The 20091-nt window shown below is 72.4% G+C and carries 13 protein-coding genes and 1 pseudogene; 2 read left to right on the top strand and 12 right to left on the bottom strand.

Annotation, left to right across the window (positions count from 1 at the left end):
- The 4 genes from ACZ4V6_RS28090 to ACZ4V6_RS28105 all read right to left on the bottom strand — a co-directional run.
- Positions 1-203, bottom strand: a 203-nt coding sequence (locus ACZ4V6_RS28090) for a flavodoxin-dependent (E)-4-hydroxy-3-methylbut-2-enyl-diphosphate synthase (protein WP_467832851.1), incomplete at its 3' end; no start/stop codon positions are given.
- A 207-nt stretch (positions 204-410) separates the two neighbouring features.
- Entirely contained in the window at positions 411-1703 is a 1293-nt protein-coding gene (locus tag ACZ4V6_RS28095; RefSeq protein WP_467833135.1) for a M50 family metallopeptidase, read from the bottom strand.
- An 8-nt stretch (positions 1704-1711) separates the two neighbouring features.
- Positions 1712-2968, bottom strand: coding sequence for a 1-deoxy-D-xylulose-5-phosphate reductoisomerase (gene dxr, locus ACZ4V6_RS28100; RefSeq protein ID WP_467832856.1), 1257 nt, complete (start codon positions 2966-2968; stop codon positions 1712-1714).
- A 135-nt stretch (positions 2969-3103) separates the two neighbouring features.
- Complete coding sequence (locus ACZ4V6_RS28105) at positions 3104-5050, bottom strand: acyl-CoA dehydrogenase family protein (RefSeq protein WP_467832859.1); 1947 nt, start codon at positions 5048-5050, stop codon at positions 3104-3106.
- 337 nt (positions 5051-5387) lie between these two features.
- On the opposite strand from ACZ4V6_RS28105, the gene ACZ4V6_RS28110 reads away from it, so the two are divergent.
- On the top strand, positions 5388-6401 hold the full coding sequence (locus tag ACZ4V6_RS28110; protein ID WP_467832861.1) for a LacI family DNA-binding transcriptional regulator: 1014 nt from the start codon (positions 5388-5390) through the stop codon (positions 6399-6401).
- A 209-nt stretch (positions 6402-6610) separates the two neighbouring features.
- Here ACZ4V6_RS28110 and ACZ4V6_RS28115 read toward each other — a convergent pair whose 3' ends face one another.
- The 7 genes from ACZ4V6_RS28115 to ACZ4V6_RS28145 form a co-directional block, all read right to left on the bottom strand.
- On the bottom strand, positions 6611-7318 hold the full coding sequence (locus tag ACZ4V6_RS28115) for a glycoside hydrolase family 12 protein (protein ID WP_467832864.1): 708 nt from the start codon (positions 7316-7318) through the stop codon (positions 6611-6613).
- A 39-nt stretch (positions 7319-7357) separates the two neighbouring features.
- Complete coding sequence (locus ACZ4V6_RS28120; RefSeq protein WP_467832867.1) at positions 7358-9631, bottom strand: glycosyl hydrolase family 95 catalytic domain-containing protein; 2274 nt, start codon at positions 9629-9631, stop codon at positions 7358-7360.
- Positions 9628-11604 (bottom strand): beta-galactosidase, encoded by a 1977-nt coding sequence (locus ACZ4V6_RS28125; protein WP_467832869.1) that lies wholly within the window; start codon positions 11602-11604, stop codon positions 9628-9630. The genes ACZ4V6_RS28120 and ACZ4V6_RS28125 overlap by 4 nt, the downstream gene beginning before the upstream one ends.
- Positions 11604-11840: a hypothetical protein gene (locus ACZ4V6_RS28130; RefSeq protein ID WP_467833165.1), complete on the bottom strand. Its 237-nt coding sequence runs from the start codon at positions 11838-11840 to the stop codon at positions 11604-11606. The genes ACZ4V6_RS28125 and ACZ4V6_RS28130 overlap by 1 nt, the downstream gene beginning before the upstream one ends.
- 138 nt (positions 11841-11978) lie before the next feature.
- Entirely contained in the window at positions 11979-12905 is a 927-nt protein-coding gene (locus tag ACZ4V6_RS28135; protein ID WP_467833139.1) for a carbohydrate ABC transporter permease, read from the bottom strand.
- A 23-nt stretch (positions 12906-12928) separates the two neighbouring features.
- On the bottom strand, positions 12929-13966 hold the full coding sequence (locus tag ACZ4V6_RS28140; protein ID WP_467832871.1) for an ABC transporter permease: 1038 nt from the start codon (positions 13964-13966) through the stop codon (positions 12929-12931).
- Positions 13967-13992: 26 nt separating this feature from the next.
- Positions 13993-15681, bottom strand: a complete 1689-nt coding sequence (locus tag ACZ4V6_RS28145) for an extracellular solute-binding protein (protein WP_467832873.1) — start codon at positions 15679-15681, stop codon at positions 13993-13995.
- A 392-nt stretch (positions 15682-16073) separates the two neighbouring features.
- Here ACZ4V6_RS28145 and ACZ4V6_RS28150 point away from each other — a divergent pair, with 392 nt between their 5' ends.
- On the top strand, positions 16074-18908 hold the full coding sequence (locus tag ACZ4V6_RS28150; protein ID WP_467832876.1) for a glycoside hydrolase family 3 C-terminal domain-containing protein: 2835 nt from the start codon (positions 16074-16076) through the stop codon (positions 18906-18908).
- Between the two features lie 280 nt (positions 18909-19188).
- Here the strand turns inward: ACZ4V6_RS28150 and ACZ4V6_RS28155 are convergent.
- Positions 19189-20031, bottom strand: a pseudogene (locus tag ACZ4V6_RS28155) (class I SAM-dependent methyltransferase); the annotation flags it as partial.
- Positions 20032-20091 lie beyond the last annotated feature (60 nt).

A 20091-nucleotide genomic window follows, 5' to 3' on the forward strand; every position in this document is an offset into this window, starting at 1 on the left:
ACGATCTGGCAGCCCGAGGCCGTCAGCTCGGCGATCTGCTGGAGGGTCGCGCCGATGTCGGACGTACGGGTCGTCGTCATCGACTGCACCGACACGGGAGCGTCACCGCCGACCGCCACGGAGCCGACCTGGATCTGCCGGCTCTTCCGGCGCACGGCGAGCGTGGTCGGAACGGACGGCATGCCGAGAGAAATCGCAGTCATCTGCTGTGCAACCCCAAGTCTTGGATCAAGATCCGGCCCCGGTCAGCGACGGGCTCCGACCCTCGAGATTACGACACGGTCCCGAGCCCCGGCACACGGCGTGGGGCGAAACCACCCGATGGCTCCGATCCTGCCCGTCACGTGCGTGAAGCCCGGTCCGGAAGGACATGCTCTCCGGATCGGGCTTCACGCCGGGCCGTGGGGACGTCAGCTGATCCGTACCGGATTGACGACGTCCGCCACCAGGACGAGCAGGGTGAAGCAGACGAACACGCCCGCCACCACGTACGCCACCGGCATCAGCTTCGCCACGTCGAACGGGCCGGGGTCGGGCCGGCGCAGCACCTTGGCCGTGCTCCGGCGCAGCGACTCCCACAGCGCGCCCGCGATGTGTCCGCCGTCGAGCGGCAGCAGCGGGAGCATGTTGAACAGGAACAGGGAGAGGTTGAAGCCGGCGACCAGCATGACGAACATGGCCAGCTGCTGGGTGGGCGGTATGTCCAGCGTGGCGATCTCGCCGCCGACCCGGGCGGCGCCGACGACGCCCATCGGGGAGTCGGCCTCGCGGGGCCCGTCGCCGAAGGCGGCGTCCCAGAGGGCGGGGATCTTGCCGGGCAGGGCGGCGAGGGAGTCGACGGCGTCGCCGATGCGGTCGCCCATCCAGGTCACCGACTGTCCGAAGTCCTGTTTCACCACGCCGGTGGCGGCGCTGAAGCCGAGGAAGCCGGCGGTGACGTACTCGCCCTGGACGATCTGTCCGTGGGAGTCCTTCTTGGCGACCTTGTTGGTGGCGATGTGGGCGTGGAGCGTGACCTCCCGGCCGCCGCGCTCGACGACGACCGGCACGTCCTCGCCGGGGTTGGCGCGGATCAGGTCGGACAGCTCGTCCCAGTCGTCGGTGCGCACGCCGTCGAAGGAGACGATCTTGTCGCCCGGCTTCAGGCCCGCCGCCGCGGCCGGTGAGGCCGGGTCGGACCTGGTGCAGTCGTCGCGGTTCTCGCTCTGGGAGATCACGCACTGGGAGACGGAGCCGACGGTGGTGGTCTGCTGCGAGATGCCGAATCCCATCAGGACCGTGAGGAACAGCACCACCGCGAGGATCAGGTTCATGAACGGGCCGGCGAACATGACGATGACCCGTTTCCACGGCTTGCGCGTGTAGAACAGGCGCTTCTCGTCGCCGGGCTGGAGTTCCTCGAAGGCCGCCGAGCGGGCGTCCTCGATCATGCCGCGCCAGGGCGAGGTGGAGCGGGCCTCCATCCGGCCGTCGGGACCGGGCGGGAACATGCCGATCATGCGGATGTAGCCGCCGAACGGGATGGCCTTGACGCCGTACTCGGTGTCGCCCTTCTTCTTCGAGAAGAGCGTCGGTCCGAAGCCCACCATGTACTGCGGCACGCGGATGCCGAACATCTTGGCCGTGGAGAGGTGGCCCAGCTCGTGCCAGGCGATGGAGAACAGCAGGCCGACCGCGAAGAGGACTATGCCGAGGATGAACATCAGGGTCGTCATGCACGGGCCTCCGCCGTCTGTGCCGCCAGTTCCCGGGCCCGGGCGCGGGCCCAGGTCTCCGCTTCGAGGACGTCCGCGACGGTGAGCGAGGTTCCCGTACGGGGGGTGCCGTGCTCCTCGACCACCCGCGTGACGGTCTCCATGATCCCGAGATACGGCAGCCCGCCGCGGCGGAACGCCTCGACGCACTCCTCGTTGGCGGCATTGAACACCGCCGGGGCCGTGCCCGCGAGCTGTCCGACGTGCCGGGCCAGGTCCACCGAGGGGAAGGCCTCGTTGTCGAGGGGGAAGAACTCCCAGGTCGAGGCCTTGCTCCAGTCGAAGGCGGGGGCGGCGTCGGGGACGCGTTCGGGCCAGCCGAGGCCGATGGCGATGGGCCCGCGCATGTCGGGGGGCGTCGCCTGCGCCAGGGTCGATCCGTCCGTGAATTCCACCATCGAGTGAACGTACGACTGGGGATGTACGACGACCTCGATGCGGTCGAAGGGAATGTCGTAGAGCAGGTGCGCCTCGATGACCTCCAGGCCCTTGTTGACGAGGGTCGCGGAGTTGATCGTGATCACCGGGCCCATGGCCCAGGTGGGGTGGGCGAGGGCGTCCTCGACGGTGACGCCCGCCAGCTGCTCCTTGGTGCGGCCGCGGAAGGGGCCGCCGGAGGCGGTGACGACCAGTTTGCGCACGTCGGCGCGGGTGCCGGCGGCGAGCGCCTGGAAGAGGGCGGCGTGCTCGGAGTCGACCGGGACGATCTGCCCGGGCTTGGCGAGGGCCTTGACCAGCGGGCCGCCGACGATGAGCGACTCCTTGTTGGCGAGCGCGAGGGTGCGGCCCGCCTCCAGGGCGGCCAAGGTCGGGGCGAGGCCGATGGAGCCGGTGATGCCGTTGAGGACGGTGTGGCAGTCGGAGGCGGCGAGCCGCGTGGCCGCGTCCGGTCCGGCGAGGATCTCGGGAAGCGGCTCCTCGGTGCCGTACTGCGCGCGGAGCGCCTCGCGCAGCGCCGGTACGACGTCCTCGCGGGCCACGGCGACGGTCCGTGCCTTCAGGCGGTACGCCTGCTCGGCGAGGAGGGCGACCCGGCCGCCGTTGGCGGACAGGGCGGTGACCCGGAAGCGGTCCGGATTGCGCAGCACGAGGTCGATGGCCTGGGTCCCGATCGACCCGGTGGACCCGAGGATCACCACGTCCTTCGGGCCGTCGCCCGCCACCGGGTCGTGGACGAGGTGCGGGTCGGCGAGGGGGGCTGGACTGTCGCTCATTCCCCCATTGTGGCCGCAACCGCCCTCCGGGAGGACAGCGCGTCCCCCGGGCGGATGTCGTGCGGGGCCGCCGCGGCCGGGCCCCGCCGTCGCCGCGCGGGAGGCGGCGGCGGGGCCCGGGTGCCGGCGGATGTGTCAGGGGATGGGGCGGTGGACGTTCTGCCGGGTGCTCGGCCCCGGCGTCGCATCCGCGATCCAGGGGCCCTGGCCCGACGGGTCGACGACGCCCTCCTCCAGCCATGCGTAGGCGCCGCCCAGGACGCCCTTGACGACCTTGCGGTCGAGGTCGTCGGTGTTGGTCCACAGGCGGCCGAAGAGTTCCTCGACGCGGATGCGGGCCTGGCGGCAGAAGGCGTCGGCGAGCTGGTAGGCCTCGCGGCCGTGGTCGCCCCGCGCGCGCAGGTGCTCGGCGCGGACGCAGGCGGCGCTCATGGCGAACAGCTCGGCGCCGATGTCGACGACGCGGCCCAGGAAGCCCTGCTTGGTCTCCATCCGGCCCTGCCAGCGGGACATGGCGTAGAAGGTGGAGCGGGCGAGCTTGCGGGCGGTGCGTTCGACGTACCGCAGGTGTCCGGAGAGGTCGACGTGGCCGGTGGGGTGGAAGTCGGCGTAGGAGCGCGGGAGCTGCCCCGGTCCGGCGACCAGTTTCGGCAGCCACTTGGCGTAGAAGACGCCCGCCTGGGCGCCCGCCCTCGCCTTGTCGGACAGGGACTTGTCCGGGTCGATCAGGTCGCCGGCGACCGAGAGGTGGGCGTCGACGGCCTCGCGGGCGATCAGCAGGTGCATGATCTCGGTGGAGCCCTCGAAGATGCGGTTGATCCGCAGGTCGCGCAGGAGCTGCTCGGCGGGTACCGCGCGCTCGCCGCGGGCTTCGAGGGAGGCCGCGGTCTCGAAGCCCCGTCCGCCGCGGATCTGGACCAGCTCGTCGGCCATCAACCAGGCCATCTCGGAGCCGTAGAGCTTGGCGAGGGCGGCCTCGATGCGGATGTCGTTGCGGTCCTCGTCGGCCATCTGGGAGGAGAGGTCGAGGACGGCCTCCAGGGCGAAGGTGGTGGCCGCGATGAAGGAGATCTTGGCGCCGACCGCCTCGTGCAGCGCGACCGGCTTGCCCCACTGCTCGCGCGCCGCCGACCACTCGCGGGCGATCTTCAGGCACCACTTGCCGGCGCCGACGCACATGGCGGGCAGCGAGAGGCGGCCGGTGTTGAGGGTGGTCAGGGCGATCTTGAGGCCGGAGCCCTCGGGGCCGATGCGGTTCGCGGCGGGGACGCGGACCCGGTGGAAGCGGGTGACGCCGTTCTCCAGGCCGCGCAGGCCCATGAAGGCGTTGCGGTTCTCGACGGTGACGCCCTCGGAGGCGGCCTCCACGACGAAGGCGGTGATGCCGCCCTTGTGGCCCTCGGACTTCGGCACGCGGGCCATGACGACGAGCAGGTCGGCGACGACGCCGTTGGTCGTCCAGAGCTTCACGCCGTCGAGCACGTAGTCGTCGCCGTCCGGTACCGCCGCGGTCGCGAGGCGGGCCGGGTCGGAGCCCACGTCCGGCTCGGTCAGCAGGAACGCCGAGATGTCCGTGCGGGCGCAGCGCGGCAGGAACGTGTCCTTCTGCTCCTGGGTGCCGAACATCTTCAGCGGCTGCGGCACGCCGATCGACTGGTGGGCGGAGAGCAGCGCGCCGATCGCCGGACTCGCGGATCCGACCAGCGCGAGGGCCTTGTTGTAGTAGACCTGGGTGAGGCCGAGGCCGCCGTACTTGGTGTCGATCTTCATGCCGAAGGCGCCCAGCTCCTTCAGCCCCGTGATCACCTCGTCGGGGATCCGCGCGTCGCGTTCGATGACGGACCCGTCGATCTTCGTCTCGCAGAAGTCGCGGAGCTTGGCGAGGAACTCCTCGCCGCGCTGGACCTCCTCGTCGGCCGGGACCGGGTGGGGATGGAGGAGGTCGAGGCGGAAGCGGCCGAGGAACAGCTCCTTGGCGAAGCTGGGCTTGCGCCAGTCCTGTTCCCGGGCAGCCTCCGCCACCTGGCGGGCCTCACGTTCGGAGACGGTGGGTCGGGAGGGAGGGGTGGGTGGAGCGGACATGAGGCTCACCTCGCCGCGAATCGGCATCGAAGGGAGGTACGACCGTGAAGTCCCCGATCGGCGAACTCGCGGGCGTACGGTACTAGTCGGTGCTACCCGATCGTGTCTACCCGTTCCGGGGCGGGCCCACCACCCTTCGTGCGGCCGTTCGGCCGATGACCGCGGACGCGAGAGGATGGGCGGGAGGCCGGGGAGACACTGGGGAGGAAAGACACTGTCGAAGCGCTTCGACAGCCTATGGACACCCACTCCTGCTGGAGCTACTGTCGAACCACCCTCACCCACCTATGCCCACCCTGTGCGCTGTCGAAGCGCTTCACAAAACTTGGAGAGCTGGATGGTCACCCTCGCCGAGGTCGCCCAGCACGCCGGAGTCTCGGCGAGCACGGTGAGCTATGTCCTCAGCGGCAAGCGGTCCATCTCCACCACCACCCGGCAGCGGGTCGAGGAGAGCATCCGGACGCTCGGCTACCACCCGAACGCCGGCGCCCGCGCCCTGGCCAGCAGCAGGTCGAACATCATCGCGCTGATGATCCCGCTGCGCACCGACATGTACGTGCCGGTGATGATGGAGATCGCCGTCGCGGTCGCGACCAGCGCACGCGCCCACGGGTACGACATCCTGCTGCTCACGGGCGAGGAGGGACCCGACGCGGTGCGCCGCGTCACCGGCAGCGGCCTCGCCGACGCGATGATCCTCATGGACGTCGAACTGGACGACGAGCGGCTGCCGTTGCTGCGCGGCACCGACCAGCCCTCCGTGCTGATCGGCCTGCCCGCCGACACCACCGGTCTGACCTGCGTCGACCTCGACTTCCGGGCGACCGGTGCGCTGTGCGTGGAGCACCTGGCGTCACTGGGGCACCGTGACATCGCCGTCATCGGCGAGGCGCCCGCCGTCTACGAGCGGCACACCGGCTTCGCCGAGCGCACCCTCGACGGGCTGCGCACCCGCGCGCGCGAGCTGGGGCTGCGGCTGCTGCACCGCCCGTGCGAGGGCGGCTACGACGCGATGTCCGCGACCCTCGCCCGCGTCTTCGACGAGCGCCCGGGGACCACCGGGTTCGTCGTCCAGAACGAGTCGGCGGTCGAGCCGCTGCTCGCGCTGCTGCGTCAGCAGGGCCGGGCCGTGCCCGAGGACGTGTCGGTGGTCGCGGTCTGCCCCGAGCAGGTCGCCGTCCAGGCCTCGGTGCGGCTGACCTCGGTCGCCGTGCCGGCGCAGGAGATGGGCCGGCACGCCGTGGAGCAGCTCGTCGCCAAGCTCGAGGGGCGCGGCAGCGAGGAGGTCGTGCTGCTCGCGCCGGAACTGACGGTGCGGGCGAGCTCGGGGCCGGCGCCGGTCCGGCCGTAGGGGCGACTGCCGGACGTGGTGCGCGAGGCCACCGGCGGGGACTGCCGGTGCCGCGGCCGCTGTTCCTGGAGGTCCCGGCGCCCCGGCCGCGTGGGGCGTGGACGACGCCTGCCTCTCCGGCCGGGACCCGCCGGTCGCGCGGGGAACGCGGGGAACGCGGGGAGGGGCCGGTCCCCGGCGGGACCGGCCCCCGGCCGTGGCGCGGTGGGTCAGCCACCGCTGACCGTGAGGGTGTCGGTGCGGAAGTCGAGGCCGCCGGCGGACGAGGTGATCTCGTAGCCGAACTGCACGTCACCGATGGTCTCGTTGCCCATCCAGCCCTTGGTGTCCTTGATCCACCTCAGGATGGGCAGGATGTCGACCGTGCCGGCGCTGGAGTCCGAGGTGCGCAGGAACGAGAACACCTCGTTGGCGCCGTTGTTCCCCTTGTAGACGTTCCAGGAGTGGCCGCCGAGGGTCACCGAGCCCTGCGAGGTGCCGAGCGGGCCCACGGCGCCGTTGTGGTTGACCCAGAGCATGATCTCGTAGTCGTGGTCCGTGTCCCAGATGTCGTACGACGTGTTGTACGCGCCGGTCGACGGGACCGTGACCCTGTAGCTGCTGGTGAGCGAGGAGAGGGAGGCGATCGGTTTGCCGATCGTCTTCTTGGCGTTCGGGTACGACTTGATGCCGCCGGTGTTCGGGTGGTCGGCCCAGACGCCCCAGTCGGTGCCGGAGTTGGCCCAGACGCACTGGCTGCCGGCGCCGGAGCCCCAGATGTTGTTGTAGAGGGTGTAGCCGTTCAGGCTCGTGTTGCCCCACCGGTCGCAGGAGTTCCAGACGGCGGCCTGGGCGGGGGCGGAGGCGAGGCCGACGGTGGCGCCGAGCGCGAGGGCCGGGGCCAGGAGAGCGGTCAGGGTGCGCGTGCGTGGTGCCATGGCTTTTCCTTCCGTGGGTGGGGGGGAGGTGCGCCGGTGCTACCGCGCCTTGACGCTGAGGACGCGGTCCTCCCCGGCGACGAGGTCGAGCGGCTCGGCGCCGGTGGGGGTCCTGAGGTCGACGCGCCGGGTGCGGCCCGGGCGCACCACGGCCGTCGCGGTGCCGTCGGCCGACCAGGTGAGGTCGAGTGCCGCCCCGAACCGGGTGCGTACACCCTCGAGCCGGCCCTCGGGGCAGATCGCCGGGAGTGCCGGGAACAGGACGAGCCGGCCGGGGGTGGACTGCACGAGCATCTCGATGAGCACGGCCGGGAGGGCGTGCGCGGCGTCGGCGTTGTAGACGTCGCGGCGGGGGTAGTGCGCGCTCATCAGGGACGCGTGGAAGTAGTCGCCGTCGAGCACCCGGCCCAGCGCGTGGGCGACCCGGGCGCCGTCCCCGAGCCGGGCGGCGACCAGGGCGTGGTGGAGGTGGCCGTGGGCCGAGTCGTTCTCGGCGCCCCGCAGGGCGAGGGCGCGGTGGGCGGCCTCGGCGAGGCCGGGGGTGTCGTGAGGGGTGATCTCTTCCAGCGGCCAGACGCCGTAGAGGTGGCTGAGGTGGCGGTGGTCGTAGGTGTCCTCCAGACCGGGCCGGGCCCACTCGGCGAGGGCTCCGTCGGCGTTGATCCGGTGCGGCGGGAGCCGGTCGGCTAGGGCGCGCCAGCGGTCGGCGTGCTCGGGGTGGTGGTCGGCGGCGGTGCGCAGGGCGTGCCGGGCGGCGGAGAGGTCCATGGCCGCGTTCACCGTCCCCCAGCTCGCGTTCGCGGGGCGGTTCTCGGGCGAGTAGGAGGGGACGACGGCGAGCCGGCCGTCGCCGTCGGTGCGGGTGAGGAAGTCCTCGTAGAACAGGGCGGCTTCGGCGAGCGCGGCGACGGTGCGCGGGTCGCGGGTGCCGTGGGTCTCGTCGTGGTCGACGAGGGGCTTGAGCAGCCAGTCGGCGCCGGCCGTCCACAGGTGCAGGGGGTACTCGCGGCTGAAGTGGTACGTGTGCCCGGACTCGCCGTCGGTGTGGGAGGGCGCGACGATGCCGCGGGTGCCGAAGACCTCGCGGGCGTTGTCCCGCCAGTCGGGCAGCTGGCGGTGGACCAGGGCCGCGTGCGCCTCGGTGACCTCGGGCAGGGCGGCCGCGGCGGCGGAGGCGGTCTGGAGGTTGAGGTTGGCGTTGGTGGTGAACGCCCCGGACCAGGCGGTGTTCCAGTCGCCGGTCCACAGGCCGGTCAGGCGGGGCGGGAGCAGGCCGCTGGCCGACAGGAGGTGGTAGCGGCCGGCGGCGAAGAGGCGCTCCAGGAGGGCCGCGCTGCGGGGCCGCTCCAGCAGGGCCGAGCCCGGCAGGGCGCGTTCGGCGGGGTCGGCGGCGAGGTCGAGGGTGACGCGGTCGTAGGCGGTGCGGTGCGCGGCGAGGTGGCGGAGCAGGAGGGCGTCGTACGGCGTGCCGGCCGGTGCGTCGTGGGACGTGCGCTCCGGTGCGCCGTCCGAGGGCCCGTCCGGTCCCCCGGGGAAGCCCCCGTCCGCCAGGTCGCGCAGGGCGCGGCCCTCGGCGGTCACGTCCAGTTCCCCGGTGTGCCGGCGTACCCGGGTGAGGAGCAGCACCTCCGTGGCGTCCTCGACGAGCACGCCCGGCGGGACCAGTTTCGTGGTGCCGCCGGTGACGGTGACCAGGGTGACGCCGGTGTACGCCAGGTCGCTGCCGGGGTAGCGGGCACGCAGGCTGAGCAGGGCGCCCTCGAAGGTGAGGACGACGCCGTGGCCGACGCCCAGACCGGCGGGGGCGCCGGGGAGGCGGGGGTCGAGGGAGATGTCGAGGGTGAGGTGCGGGGCGGTGACGCGCTGGACGATCACGTCGTCGGCGCGGGAGACGAAGAGCCTGCTGGTCCAGGCGGAGCGGGTGGCGGTCGTCTCGCCGGTGGTGAAGTCGACGGAGCGGCGGTAGGGGTGGCCGGTGGCGTCGGAGGGCCTTTTCAGCCGGATCTGGAACGCCGGGTGGAAGGGGCGCACCCATTGCAGCGGACGGCCGTCCGTGAACTCCTCGGCGGCGGTCGTGTCGCCCGCCAGCAGGCGGTCCTGGAGCGCGGGGAGCTCGGCGGCGAGCCGGGGCGGCCGGCGGTGTTCGTCGTCGCCGTCCGGACGGACGAGGGTGTGGTGGGTGACGACGACGCGGTCGGCCCGCGGATCGCCGAACACCAGGGCGCCGTGGTGCCCGTTGCCGCTGAGGAAGGCGTCCTCCCAGCGGGCGGCGGGCTCGGGCTCCCAGGTGCCGTGCACGGGCCCGCCGGTCATGAGGCCTGCCCGGCCAGGACCGCCACGCCGTGGCGGCCGAGGGTGACGCGGTCGGTGACGGCCGCCTCGGTCAGCAGGTCGCGGTGGGTGCCGGGGACGCCGACGGTGACCGGCTCGCGGCCGTGGTTGAGGAGGAACAGCAGGCCGCCGCGGCGTACCGCCTCGACCCCGGCCGGGAGGCCGTCGAGCACCGGGCGGGCGCCCGCGTCGGCGGCGGCGCGGGCGAGCAGGCCGCGCAGCGCCTCCGGTTCCGGGAGGGTCGAGACGTACCAGGCGCGGCCCTTGCGCAGGACGGCCGGCAGCCCGTCCAGCTCGCCGCCCTTGTACGCGAGCGTCTCGTCGGCGGTGCCGTCGGGCTCGATCTCCTCCGACCACAGTGAGCCCCGAAAGCCGTCGCAGGCCGCCGTCCCGTCCGTCTCCAGGGGCCACCACTCGTGCAGGGTGCGGATGCCGAACAGGTCGCGCAGCCGGGCGTCCATGCCGCCGTCCCTGATCCGGTCGTCCTGGTCGGCGACGCCGGTGAGGAAGCCGCAGACGAGGGTGCCGCCGCGGTGGACGTGGGCGAGGAGGTTGTCGACCGCCGCGTCGGTGAGGGCGTAGAGCTGGGGCACGACGACCACCCGGTAGGGGGTGAGGTCGTGCTCGGGGTGGGCGAAGTCGGTGGTGAGGTGGGCCTCCCACAGGGCCCGGTGCCAGGCCTGCAGGACGTCCGGGTAGCCGAAGCGGGTGGAGGGGCGCCCTTCCTGGTCGCCGGCCCACCAGGAGTGCCAGTCGTGCAGGACGGCGACGTCGGCGGTGATCCGGGTGCCCGCCACGTGCGGGCCGAGCTTCGCGAGGTCGGCGCCGAGCCGTCTGACCTCCTGGTACGTACGGCCCTGCTCCCCCGCGTGGCCGATCATGCCGGAGTGGAACTTCTCCGCGCCCTGCCTCGACTGGCGCCACTGGAAGTAGCAGACGGCGTCCGCGCCGCGCGCCACGGCCTGGAGGGACCACAGGCGGTTCAGGCCACGCGGTTTGGGGTGGTTCGCGCCGCGCCAGTTGACCGGTCCGGCCGCCTGCTCCATGAGCATCCACGGGCCGCGCGCCTGCGAGCGGGTCATGTCCTGGACCAGGGCGCCGTGCTGGGCGCCTTGGGGGTCGCGCGGATCGGGGTAGAGGTCGACGGAGACGACGTCCTCCTCCTCGGCCCAGCGCCAGGCGTCCTGACCGTGCCACAGCGGCATGAAGTTGGTGGTGACCGGGATGTGCGGGGTGTGGCGGCGGACGATGTCCCGTTCGGCGGTGAAGCACTCCAGGAGCATGTCGGAGGTGAAGCGGCGGAAGTCCAGGACCTGGGCGGGGTTCTTCAGGTAGTGGGTGCGGCGGGCCGGGAGGATCTCCTCCCAGTCGCCGTAGCCCTGGCTCCAGAAGGCGGTGCCCCAGGCGGTGTTGAGGGCGTCGAGGGTTTTGTACCTGTGCCGGAGCCAGCGGCGGAAGCGGGCGGCGGCCTCCTCGCCGTGGTCGAAGGTGCAGTACTCGTTGTTGATGTGCCACATCGTGAGGGCCGGGTGGCCGGCGTAGCGGGCGGCCAGGGCCTCGGTGACGGCGGCGGCGTGGCGGCGGTAGGTGGCGCTGGAGTGCGAGAAGTGCTGCCGGCCGCCCCACCACTCGGTGCGGCCGTCCTCGTCGCGGGGCAGGGTGTCCGGGTGGAGGCGTCCGAGCCAGGGCGGGGGCGAGGAGGTGGGGGTGGCGAGGACGACGCCGATGCCGTGCGCGTGCATCAGGTCCATGAGGCGGTCCAGCCAGGCGAAGTCGCGCGCGCCGGGCCGGGGTTCGAGCCTCGACCAGGAGAAGACGCCGAGGGTGACGGTGTTGACGCCGGCGTCCTTCATCAGGCGGACGTCCTCGTGCCAGGTCTCCTCGGGCCACTGCTCGGGGTTGTAGTCGCCCCCGAAGAGGATGCGGTGACGGGTGGTGTCCGCGAGGCTCGGCATCACGCGGGCTCCCCGTACCGGATGCCGCGCCCGTCGGTGGCGAGGTGGACGCGGCCGTGGACGCGCGGGTCGCCGGTGACGGTCTCGCCGGTCCCTCCCCCCTGGTGCCGGTCGTCGTCGATCCGCGGCCGGGTCCGCGCCTCGTCGTCGGGGCGGTGGACGGCGGTGACGGCCGGCGCGGCGCCGGCCGCGGCGCCGCCCAGGACCGCACGTCCGCCCAAGTGGGATGCGCACATGACATACCTCGTTCTGCAAGGGACGGGAAGTGGGGGACGCAAGGGGCGCGGGGCCGTTCCGGTGCGCGGCTCCGCCGCGGGGGCGCGGTCAGCCACGTCGGCGCGCCGGCCGGGGGACCGCACAGGCCTTGTGGGACCTCACCCCTTCACCGCCCCCGTCAGCATTCCCTTCTTGAAGTGGCGCTGGACGAACGGCGACAGCACCGCGACGGGCAGCAGGGCCATGACCATGACGGCCATCTGGACGGCCAGGCCGGACAGTTCGCCGGTCTTGATCGCCTGGCCGAGACCGACCGGCGCCTCCTGCTTCTGCACGAGCTGGATCATGACGTTCTGCAGGGGCAGCATGTCCTGGTCGTTGAGGTACAGGGAGGCGTTGAACCAGGCGCTCCAGTAGCCGACGGCGTAGAAGAGGGTGATCACCGCGACGACCGCGCGGGACAGGGGCAGGACGATCTGCCACAGGATGCGCAGGTCTCCGGCGCCGTCGATGCGGGCGCTGTCGACCAGTTCCTGCGAGATGCCCATGAAGAAGCCGCGCAGCACCAGGATGTTGAAGACGCTGATCGCGCTGGGAAGGATCAGCGCGAGGTAGCTGTCCGTCAGGCCGAGGGACTGCACCAGCAGGTAGGTGGGGATGAGTCCCGCGCTGAAGAACATCGTGGCCAGCAGCAGCATGAGGATCCAGCGGTGGCCCAGCGAGCCGCTGCGGGACAGCCCGTAGGCGCACAGCACCGACACCGCCATCGAGAACAGGGTGCCGACCAGGGTGATGCCGATGCTCACGAGTGCGGCCCGGGTGACCTGGCCGCCGCTGAGGAGTTCCTGGTAGGCGACGAAGGTGATGTCCTTCGGGATCATCACCAGCCCGCCGGCCTCGTCGATGGCCCTGCGCGAGGAGAGGCTGGTGACGACGACGATCCACAGCGGGAACAGGATGCCCAGGCAGGCCAGGAGCAGGACGAGGCCCTTGCCGGCGAGCCCGGCCCGGCTGGGCTCCTCCTCCCACACCGGCCGGGGCGGGGCCGCCCACCGGCCCGGTGTGCGCGCGGGTTCGTCGATCACCGTGGTCGTTCCGTGAACGGTGGTCACTTCTTGTACACCCCCTGCTCGCCCATGAGGTGGGCCACCTTGTTCGCCATGAGGACCAGACCGAGGCTGATGACGCCCTTGACGAGTCCGGCGGCGGCCGCGTAGCCGAAGTCCTGGTTGCGGACGCCGTTCCACCACACGAAGGTGTCGAGGACCTCCGAGGCCCCCGGTCCGACGGCGTCGCGTTGCAGCAGGATCTGTTCGAAGCCGACCGTCAGGGCGTCGCCGACGCGCAGCACCAGCAGCAGGGCGATCACCGGACGCAGCGCGGGCAGCGTGACGTGCCACATGCGGCGCCAGCGGTTCGCGCCGTCCATCGCGGCGGCCTCGTACAGGTCGGGGCTGACCGAGGCGAGTGCGGCGAGGAAGACGATGATCCCCCAGCCGGCGTCCTTCCAGACGCTCTGCGCGGTGACCAGGAACTTGAAGGTGTCCGGGTCGGTCATGAGGCTGAGCCCGTCGTACCCGTGGTCGCGCAGCAGCTGGGAGAGGAGCCCGGCACCGCCGAGCAGCTGCTGGAAGACGGCGATGACCAGCACCCAGGAGAAGAAGTGCGGCAGGTAGAGGACGGCCTGCGCGACCGCCCGCACCCGGGGCCGGACCACGCTGTTGATGAGCAGCGCGAGCAGGACGGGGACCGGGAAGTACAGCACGAGCTGGAGCAGGAACAGCACCAGCGTGTTCCGCACCGCGTTCCAGAAGGCGGAGTCCTCGAGGATCCGCTGGAAGTTCTCCAGGCCCACCCAGGGGCTGTGCAGGATGGAGACGATGCCGTTGTCGCTGATGTAGGGGTCGTACTCCTGGAAGGCGACGATGTTGCCGAGGATCGGTACGTAGTTGAAGAGCAGTACCAGCAGGACGGCCGGCAGTGTCATCAGCAGCAGTACGCGGTCGCGCCGGAATCTCAGCCGCAGGCTGGGACTCCCCGTGTTCGGCTTCCCCTTCCGGGAGCCGGCGGCGTCGCCGGACGCCACCGGGGTCTTCTTCGTCGCATCGGCCTCGGCCCTGGTCCGGGGCACCGTGCTGTGGGACACGGCCGTTCTCCTCGCCTCGGTACCGGTCAGCTCGCCGCCGCGCCGTTCTCGTCGAGCAGCTTCTTGTACCAGTCGCGCAGTTCGTCGCCGCCCTTGCTCCGCCAGTCGGAGACGGCCCGCTGCATGTCGCCGATCTTCTTGCGGCCGCGGACGACGTCGTCCTCGAGCTGCTCGAAGTCGTTGGCGAGGTTGGTCCAGCGGGCGGGCTCGACGATCTGCATGCCGTAGAACGTGGACTTCTTGGTGAAGGCGCCCATCCGCTGCTGCCACTCCACCTGCCCCCTGGCGACGTCGGGGAAGTCGGGGTGGGCGATGGTCGCGGCGGGGCTCGCCACCATCACGTAGGCGTTCATCACGTCGATGTTGCCCTGGTCGGTCTTGGTGGGCACGCCGTCCTCGACGGTGTAGTGGGTGCCCTCCACGCCGTAGTTGGTGGCCATGTACTCCTTGGTGCCGTACGGCGCGGCGGTGACGTTGGCGACGGCCAGCACGTCGCGGATCACGGACTTGGACGCCTTCTTGTTGACGAAGGCGAAGATGCCCGCCGGGTTCTGCGCCCACAGCGTGGGGGCGCCGCCGTCGTGGCCGAAGACGTCCATGCCCCAGATCTTGAACTCGGGGTTCTGGGTGGCCTGTTCAGCGGTACGGCTCCACCACTGGGACATGTCCTGGTTGTAGATGAGGAACTCGCCGGCGGCGAACTTGGGGCCGGGGTCGGTGGCGTTGCTCTTGCCGAGCTCGGCGTCGGGGTGCACGACTCCGGCGGCGAACAGCTTGCGCGTCCACTCCAGGGCCTCGAGGTACTCGTCGGTCTCGGCGCGGTGGATCATCTTGCCGTCGACCTGGTTCCAGCCGAGCGACTTCTCGTTGCCGGAGAGCACGCCGAAGGCGTTGAAGGCGGTCCACTTCATGTCCAGGCAGGCCCAGCGCTTGGCCCTCGCGTTGGTGGCGTCCTTGGCCAGCGCCATGAACTCGTCGCAGGAACGGGGGACTTCGTACCCCTCCTTCTCGAAGACGTCCTGCCGGTACAGCGGCACGATGCCGGTCACGTACGAGGAGGGCATCGGCAGGCCGCGCAGCTTGCCGCCGAAGATGGACCGCTGCCAGGCGTCGGTGGGGATCGCCGCGAGGTTGGGGTACTCCTTGACGGCGTCGCCGGAGAGGTACGGGCCGAGGTCGGCGAACTTGCCGATGATGGCGCTGGGGATCTTGCCGGTCATGTTCCAGCCGGGCACGACCACCACGTCGGGCACCTCGCTGGAGGCGAGGACCGCGCCGAGCTTCTGGTCGTAGGTGTTGCCGTCCTGGTTCTGCCAGACCACGTCGACGCCGATGAGGTCGTTCATCGCCCTGTAGTAGGCGTTGTCCGCCTTCGGCGGGGATCCCCAGAACGGCGACATGACGGTGACCCGGCCGCCCTTGCCGAGCTTCTCGGGCACCGAGGTCTTCAGACCCGCGAGGTCCAGCTTGCCGGTGAAGCCGACCGCGGAGCCGTTCTTGCTGGGGATGTCGGGGGTGACCACGTTGCCGGCCACGTACGCCGGCAGCAGCTCCTTGGCGTCCTTGCCCGACGTGGTGCCGTCCCGCGAGCCCCCGTCCGACCCTCCGCCGCAGGCGGAGAGCAGCGGCATCCCTCCCGCCACCGCTGCGGTGACGGCCGCGGTGGAGGCGAGGAACTTTCTCCGGCTGGGACCGGAGGCGGCGTTCGGCGTCATTGCGTCAACCCTTCATGGCGCACCGGGACAACCGGCGGTGGCCGTCGGCTGCGGTGTCTTCAGTGGAACCGGCTGAGCTGAAGCGGCCGTCGAAGGGATGCGCGGTTCCGGATGCACTCACGGGTGCGTCCGCGATTCACCGCCTCACCAGTCGAAGCGCTTCGATGTTGCAGTGAGGTTAAGTGAACCCCCGGGGGCGCACAAGGGTCGCTCCCAAGATTCCTCCGCGAGCCCCCGGGTGGGGGAACGATGAGCCGCATCCATACCGCACTTGGACCGTGGCGAGAAGGAGAAGCCGTTATGCGGATACGGCTTGACACCCACCCCGGAGCCGACTGAGCATCGAAGCGCTTCGAAAGCGTCTCGCCGCTCCATCGCAAGGGGAACTCCACGTGACCGCACCCACGCCGCCTTTCCGCGATCCGCATCTGCCGTTCGGGAAGCGCGTCGACGACCTGTTGTCGCGGCTGACGCTCGACGAGAAGACCGCGTTCCTGCACCAGTTCGCCCCGGCCGTCGAGCGGCTCGGCATCGCCGCGTTCCGCACCGGCCAGGAGGCGCTGCACGGGGTGGCCTGGATGGGTCCGGCGACCGTGTTCCCGCAGGCGGTGGGCCTCGGCGCCACCTGGAACGAGGATCTGGTGCGCCGGGTCGGCGAGGCGGTGTCCGAGGAGGCCAGGGCGATGCGCGCCCGCGACGAGCGCGTCGGCCTCAACGTGTGGTCCCCGACCGTCAACCTGCTGCGCCACCCCCTGTGGGGCCGCAACGAGGAGGGCTACTCCGAGGACCCGAGGCTCACCTCGGCCATCGCCACCGCCTACACCCGCGGACTGCGCGGCGGCCATCCGGTGTACTGGCGCACCGCGCCCGTGCTCAAGCACTGGCTCGCCCACAACAACGAGACCGACCGGGACACCTCCTCGTCGTCCGTCCGCCCGCGCGTCCTGCACGAGTACGACCTGCGCGCCTTCCGCGAGACGGTCGAGGCGGGCGCGGTGGCCGGGGTGATGCCGGCGTACAACCTGGTCAACGGCCGCCCGAACCACGTCTCCCCGTACCTCGCCGAGCACCTGCGCACCTGGACGGAGGAGGAACTGCTGGTCTGCTCGGACGCGGGCGCCCCCTCCAACCTGGTCGACTCCGAGCACTACTTCGCCACCCACGAGGAGGCGACCGCGGCCGCGCTGCGCGCCGGGGTGGACAGCTTCACCGACCACGGGACGGACTCCTCGAAGATCATCGCGCGCGTCCGGGGCGCCCTCGACCGGGGGCTGCTCACCGAGGCCGACATCGACACAGCCGTGCGCCGCCAGCTCTCGGTCCGCTTCCGCCTCGGCGAGTTCGACCCGGAGCGGGACCCGTACGCCGCCACCGCCGGCTTCGACACCCCGGAGCACCGCGCCCTGGCCCTGGAGGCCGCCGAGCAGGCGGTCGTCCTGCTCAGGAACGACGGCGTGCTGCCGCTGGCCCCGGACACCCGCGTGGCCGTCGTCGGACTGCTCGCCGACGAGTGCAAGCTCGACTGGTACAGCGGCGCGCTCCTCCACCGCTCCACCCCGCTGGAGGGCCTGTACGAGCGGTTCGGCACCGACCGCGTGGACTTCGCGGAGGGCGTGGACCGGGTCCGGCTGAGGACCGCCGCCGGCACGTTCCTGCACGTGCTCCCGGCAGAAGGCTCCCCCGACGAGGCGCCCGGCTCCGGGGGCGCCCTCGACCCGGCGCTGATCGCCGGCCGCACCGACCTGCCGCCGCTCACCACCGACGCCGCGGGCAGCGAACTCGCGCTCGTCGACTGGGGCGGGGGCGTGCTCACCCTGCGCGCGCCCGACGGCCACTACCTGTCCGTCGCCGAGGACGGCTACGTGCGCGCCTCCGCCGACCGGCCCGGCGGCTGGGTCGTGCAGGAGACCTTCCGGCTGGAACCCCACGGCAACGGTCACCTCCTGCGGCACACGGGGACGGGTCGTCCCGTCCGTGTCGCCGCCGACGGCGTGAAGGTTGCCGCGGACGACACGGAGGCCGAGGTCTTCGAGCTGGTCGTCACCGAGCGCGGCGAGGAGGCGGTGACGCGGGCCGCGGCCGGGGCGGACGTGGTCGTGGTGGTGGCGGGCAACGACCCGCACATCAACGGCCGGGAGACCGAGGACCGTACGACCCTGCGGCTGCCGGACCACCAGGACCGGCTGCTGCGCGCGGCCCGCGCCGCCAACCCGCGCACGGTGCTGGCTCTGGTCTGCGCCTACCCGTACGCGGTCGACGCGGAGAGTCTCCCTGCGGTGCTGTGGACCGCGCACGGCGGCCAGGCGGCCGGCACCGCGCTGGCCCGCGTCCTGGCCGGCGACGTCTCCCCCGCCGGGCGGCTCCCGCAGACCTGGTACGCCGACGACGCCGACCTGCCCGGCCTGCTCGACTACGACGTGATCGGCGGCCGCCAGACCTACCTGTACTTCGAGGGCACCCCGCTGTTCCCGTTCGGGCACGGCCTGTCGTACGCGTCCTTCGCGTACGCGGACCTCTCGGCCCGGGTCGCGGACGGCTCGGTGTCCGTGTCCTTCACCGTCACCAACACGGGGGACGTCGCCGCCGACGAGGTGGCCCAGCTCTACGCCCGCGCCGAGACCCCCTCGGTCCCGCGTCCGCGCCGGGAGCTGCTGGCCCACCGGCGGCTCACCCTGGCCCCGGGCGAGCGGGCCGAGGTGTCCTTCCGGGTGCCCCTGTCCGCCTTCGCGTTCTGGGACGTCGCGCACGGCCGGTGGCGGCTGGAGCCGGGCCCGTACGCCCTGCTGGCCGGCGCCTCGAGCGAGGACGTGCGCCTGGAGGCGACGGTCGTGCTCGACGGGGAGCCCGCCGCACCGCGCCCGGTGCGCGAACGGGGCCTGGAGGCGGCCGACTTCGACGAGCAGAGCGGCACGGAGATCGTGGACCGCACGAGGACGGCGGGCGACGCGGTGACGCCGGCCGCGGGCGGGTCCGGTGAACTCCTCTACCGCTCCTGCGACTTCGGGGACGGTGTCACGCGGGTGACCGTCGCGGTGGCGGGCTCCGGCACCGTGGAGCTCGCCCTCGACGGCGGTCCGACGGCGGCGGTGCTGTCCCCCGGGGCGCCGGTGCCGGACCCGTACGACTACGTGGAGCTCGGCGCCGCACTGGCCGCCGGGGGCGTGCACGATCTGACCGTCAGGCTGCGCGGCTCACTGCGGCTCGCGCACGTCGGCTTCTCCGGCTGAGGGTCCGGAGGCGGCCGGCGGGAGGAAGGGGCCCGGCACCGGTGCGGCCGGTGCCGGGCCCCGGCCGTGGGCGACGGTCACCGCGCGGGCCCGGCCCCTCGGCTCCGGTTCGGTGGTCCCGGGCGGGAGCAGCGCGTCACCGTCCGGCCCGTGCCCCGTGCGGCGGTTCGGAGAAGGGGGTGTCCTCGGGCGGGAAGCCGCCCGCCCCGGCGGCGGACGTGCCGTGCCCCGGCCCGCCCGCTCCCCGCGCGGACCGATCGTCCCCCTGAGCGCCCACCGCCGGGCGGTCCGCCGTGACCAGCCAGAACGTGCTGCGCAGCCGGACGGTGCCGTCCGCCGCCTCGTGCTCGCGCAGGTGGTCCGTCAGCAGGCGGCGGGCGCGGACCCGTGCGGCCGCGTCGGCCTGCTCCAGCACGTGCCGGCCCGGCCCCGTGTCCAGCAGGAACTCCGCCGCGTCCTCGGCCCCGTGCCCCCACGCCCCGTGCGCCTCAGCCCGGTCGACGGCCACACCGGAGAAGCCCGCCGCGGTGAGGACCGAGCGGATCCGGTCCGGGGACGCCAGGGAGAACATGCCCGGCCGCCCCGGCGCGCCGAAGTCGCCGAGCGGCAGGACGTCGCGCAGTGACGCCATGGCCGTCACCCAGCCGTTGAGGGACGGCTCGGCGGGACAGACGAACGCCAGGCGCCCGCCGGGCCGCAGCGCGCGGCCGATGTTGCGGAAGGCCGCTCGCGGGTCGGAGAAGAACATCACCCCGTAACGGCTGATCGCCGCGTCGAACGCGCCCGCCGCGAAGGGGTGCGTCTGCGCGTCGCCCTGCGCGAACGTGACGTTGGCGATCCCCTCGCGCGCCGCCCGGGAGCGCGCCTCGGCGAGCATGGGGCCGGACAGGTCGAGGCCGTGGGCACCGCCTCGTGGTGCCCGGAGGGCGGCGAGGCGCGTGGTCTGCCCGGTACCGCAGCCGAGGTCGAGGATCCGGTGGTGCTCGGTGAGTCCGGCGGCGTCGAGCAGCGGCTCGTCGAAGCCTTCGTTCACGGCGTTCCACCGGTCCTGGTTGCGCGCCCAGTGGGCACCCTCGGGACCGTTCCACGCCTGCGCCTGCTCGGTGTTGACGATCTCCGGCACGGGTGCCTCCTGATGCGGGTACGGGGAATGGGCGTGTGCCCAAACAGTATGGGCGTGCGC

It is taken from the genome of Streptomyces sp. NPDC029152 (assembly GCF_055564355.1).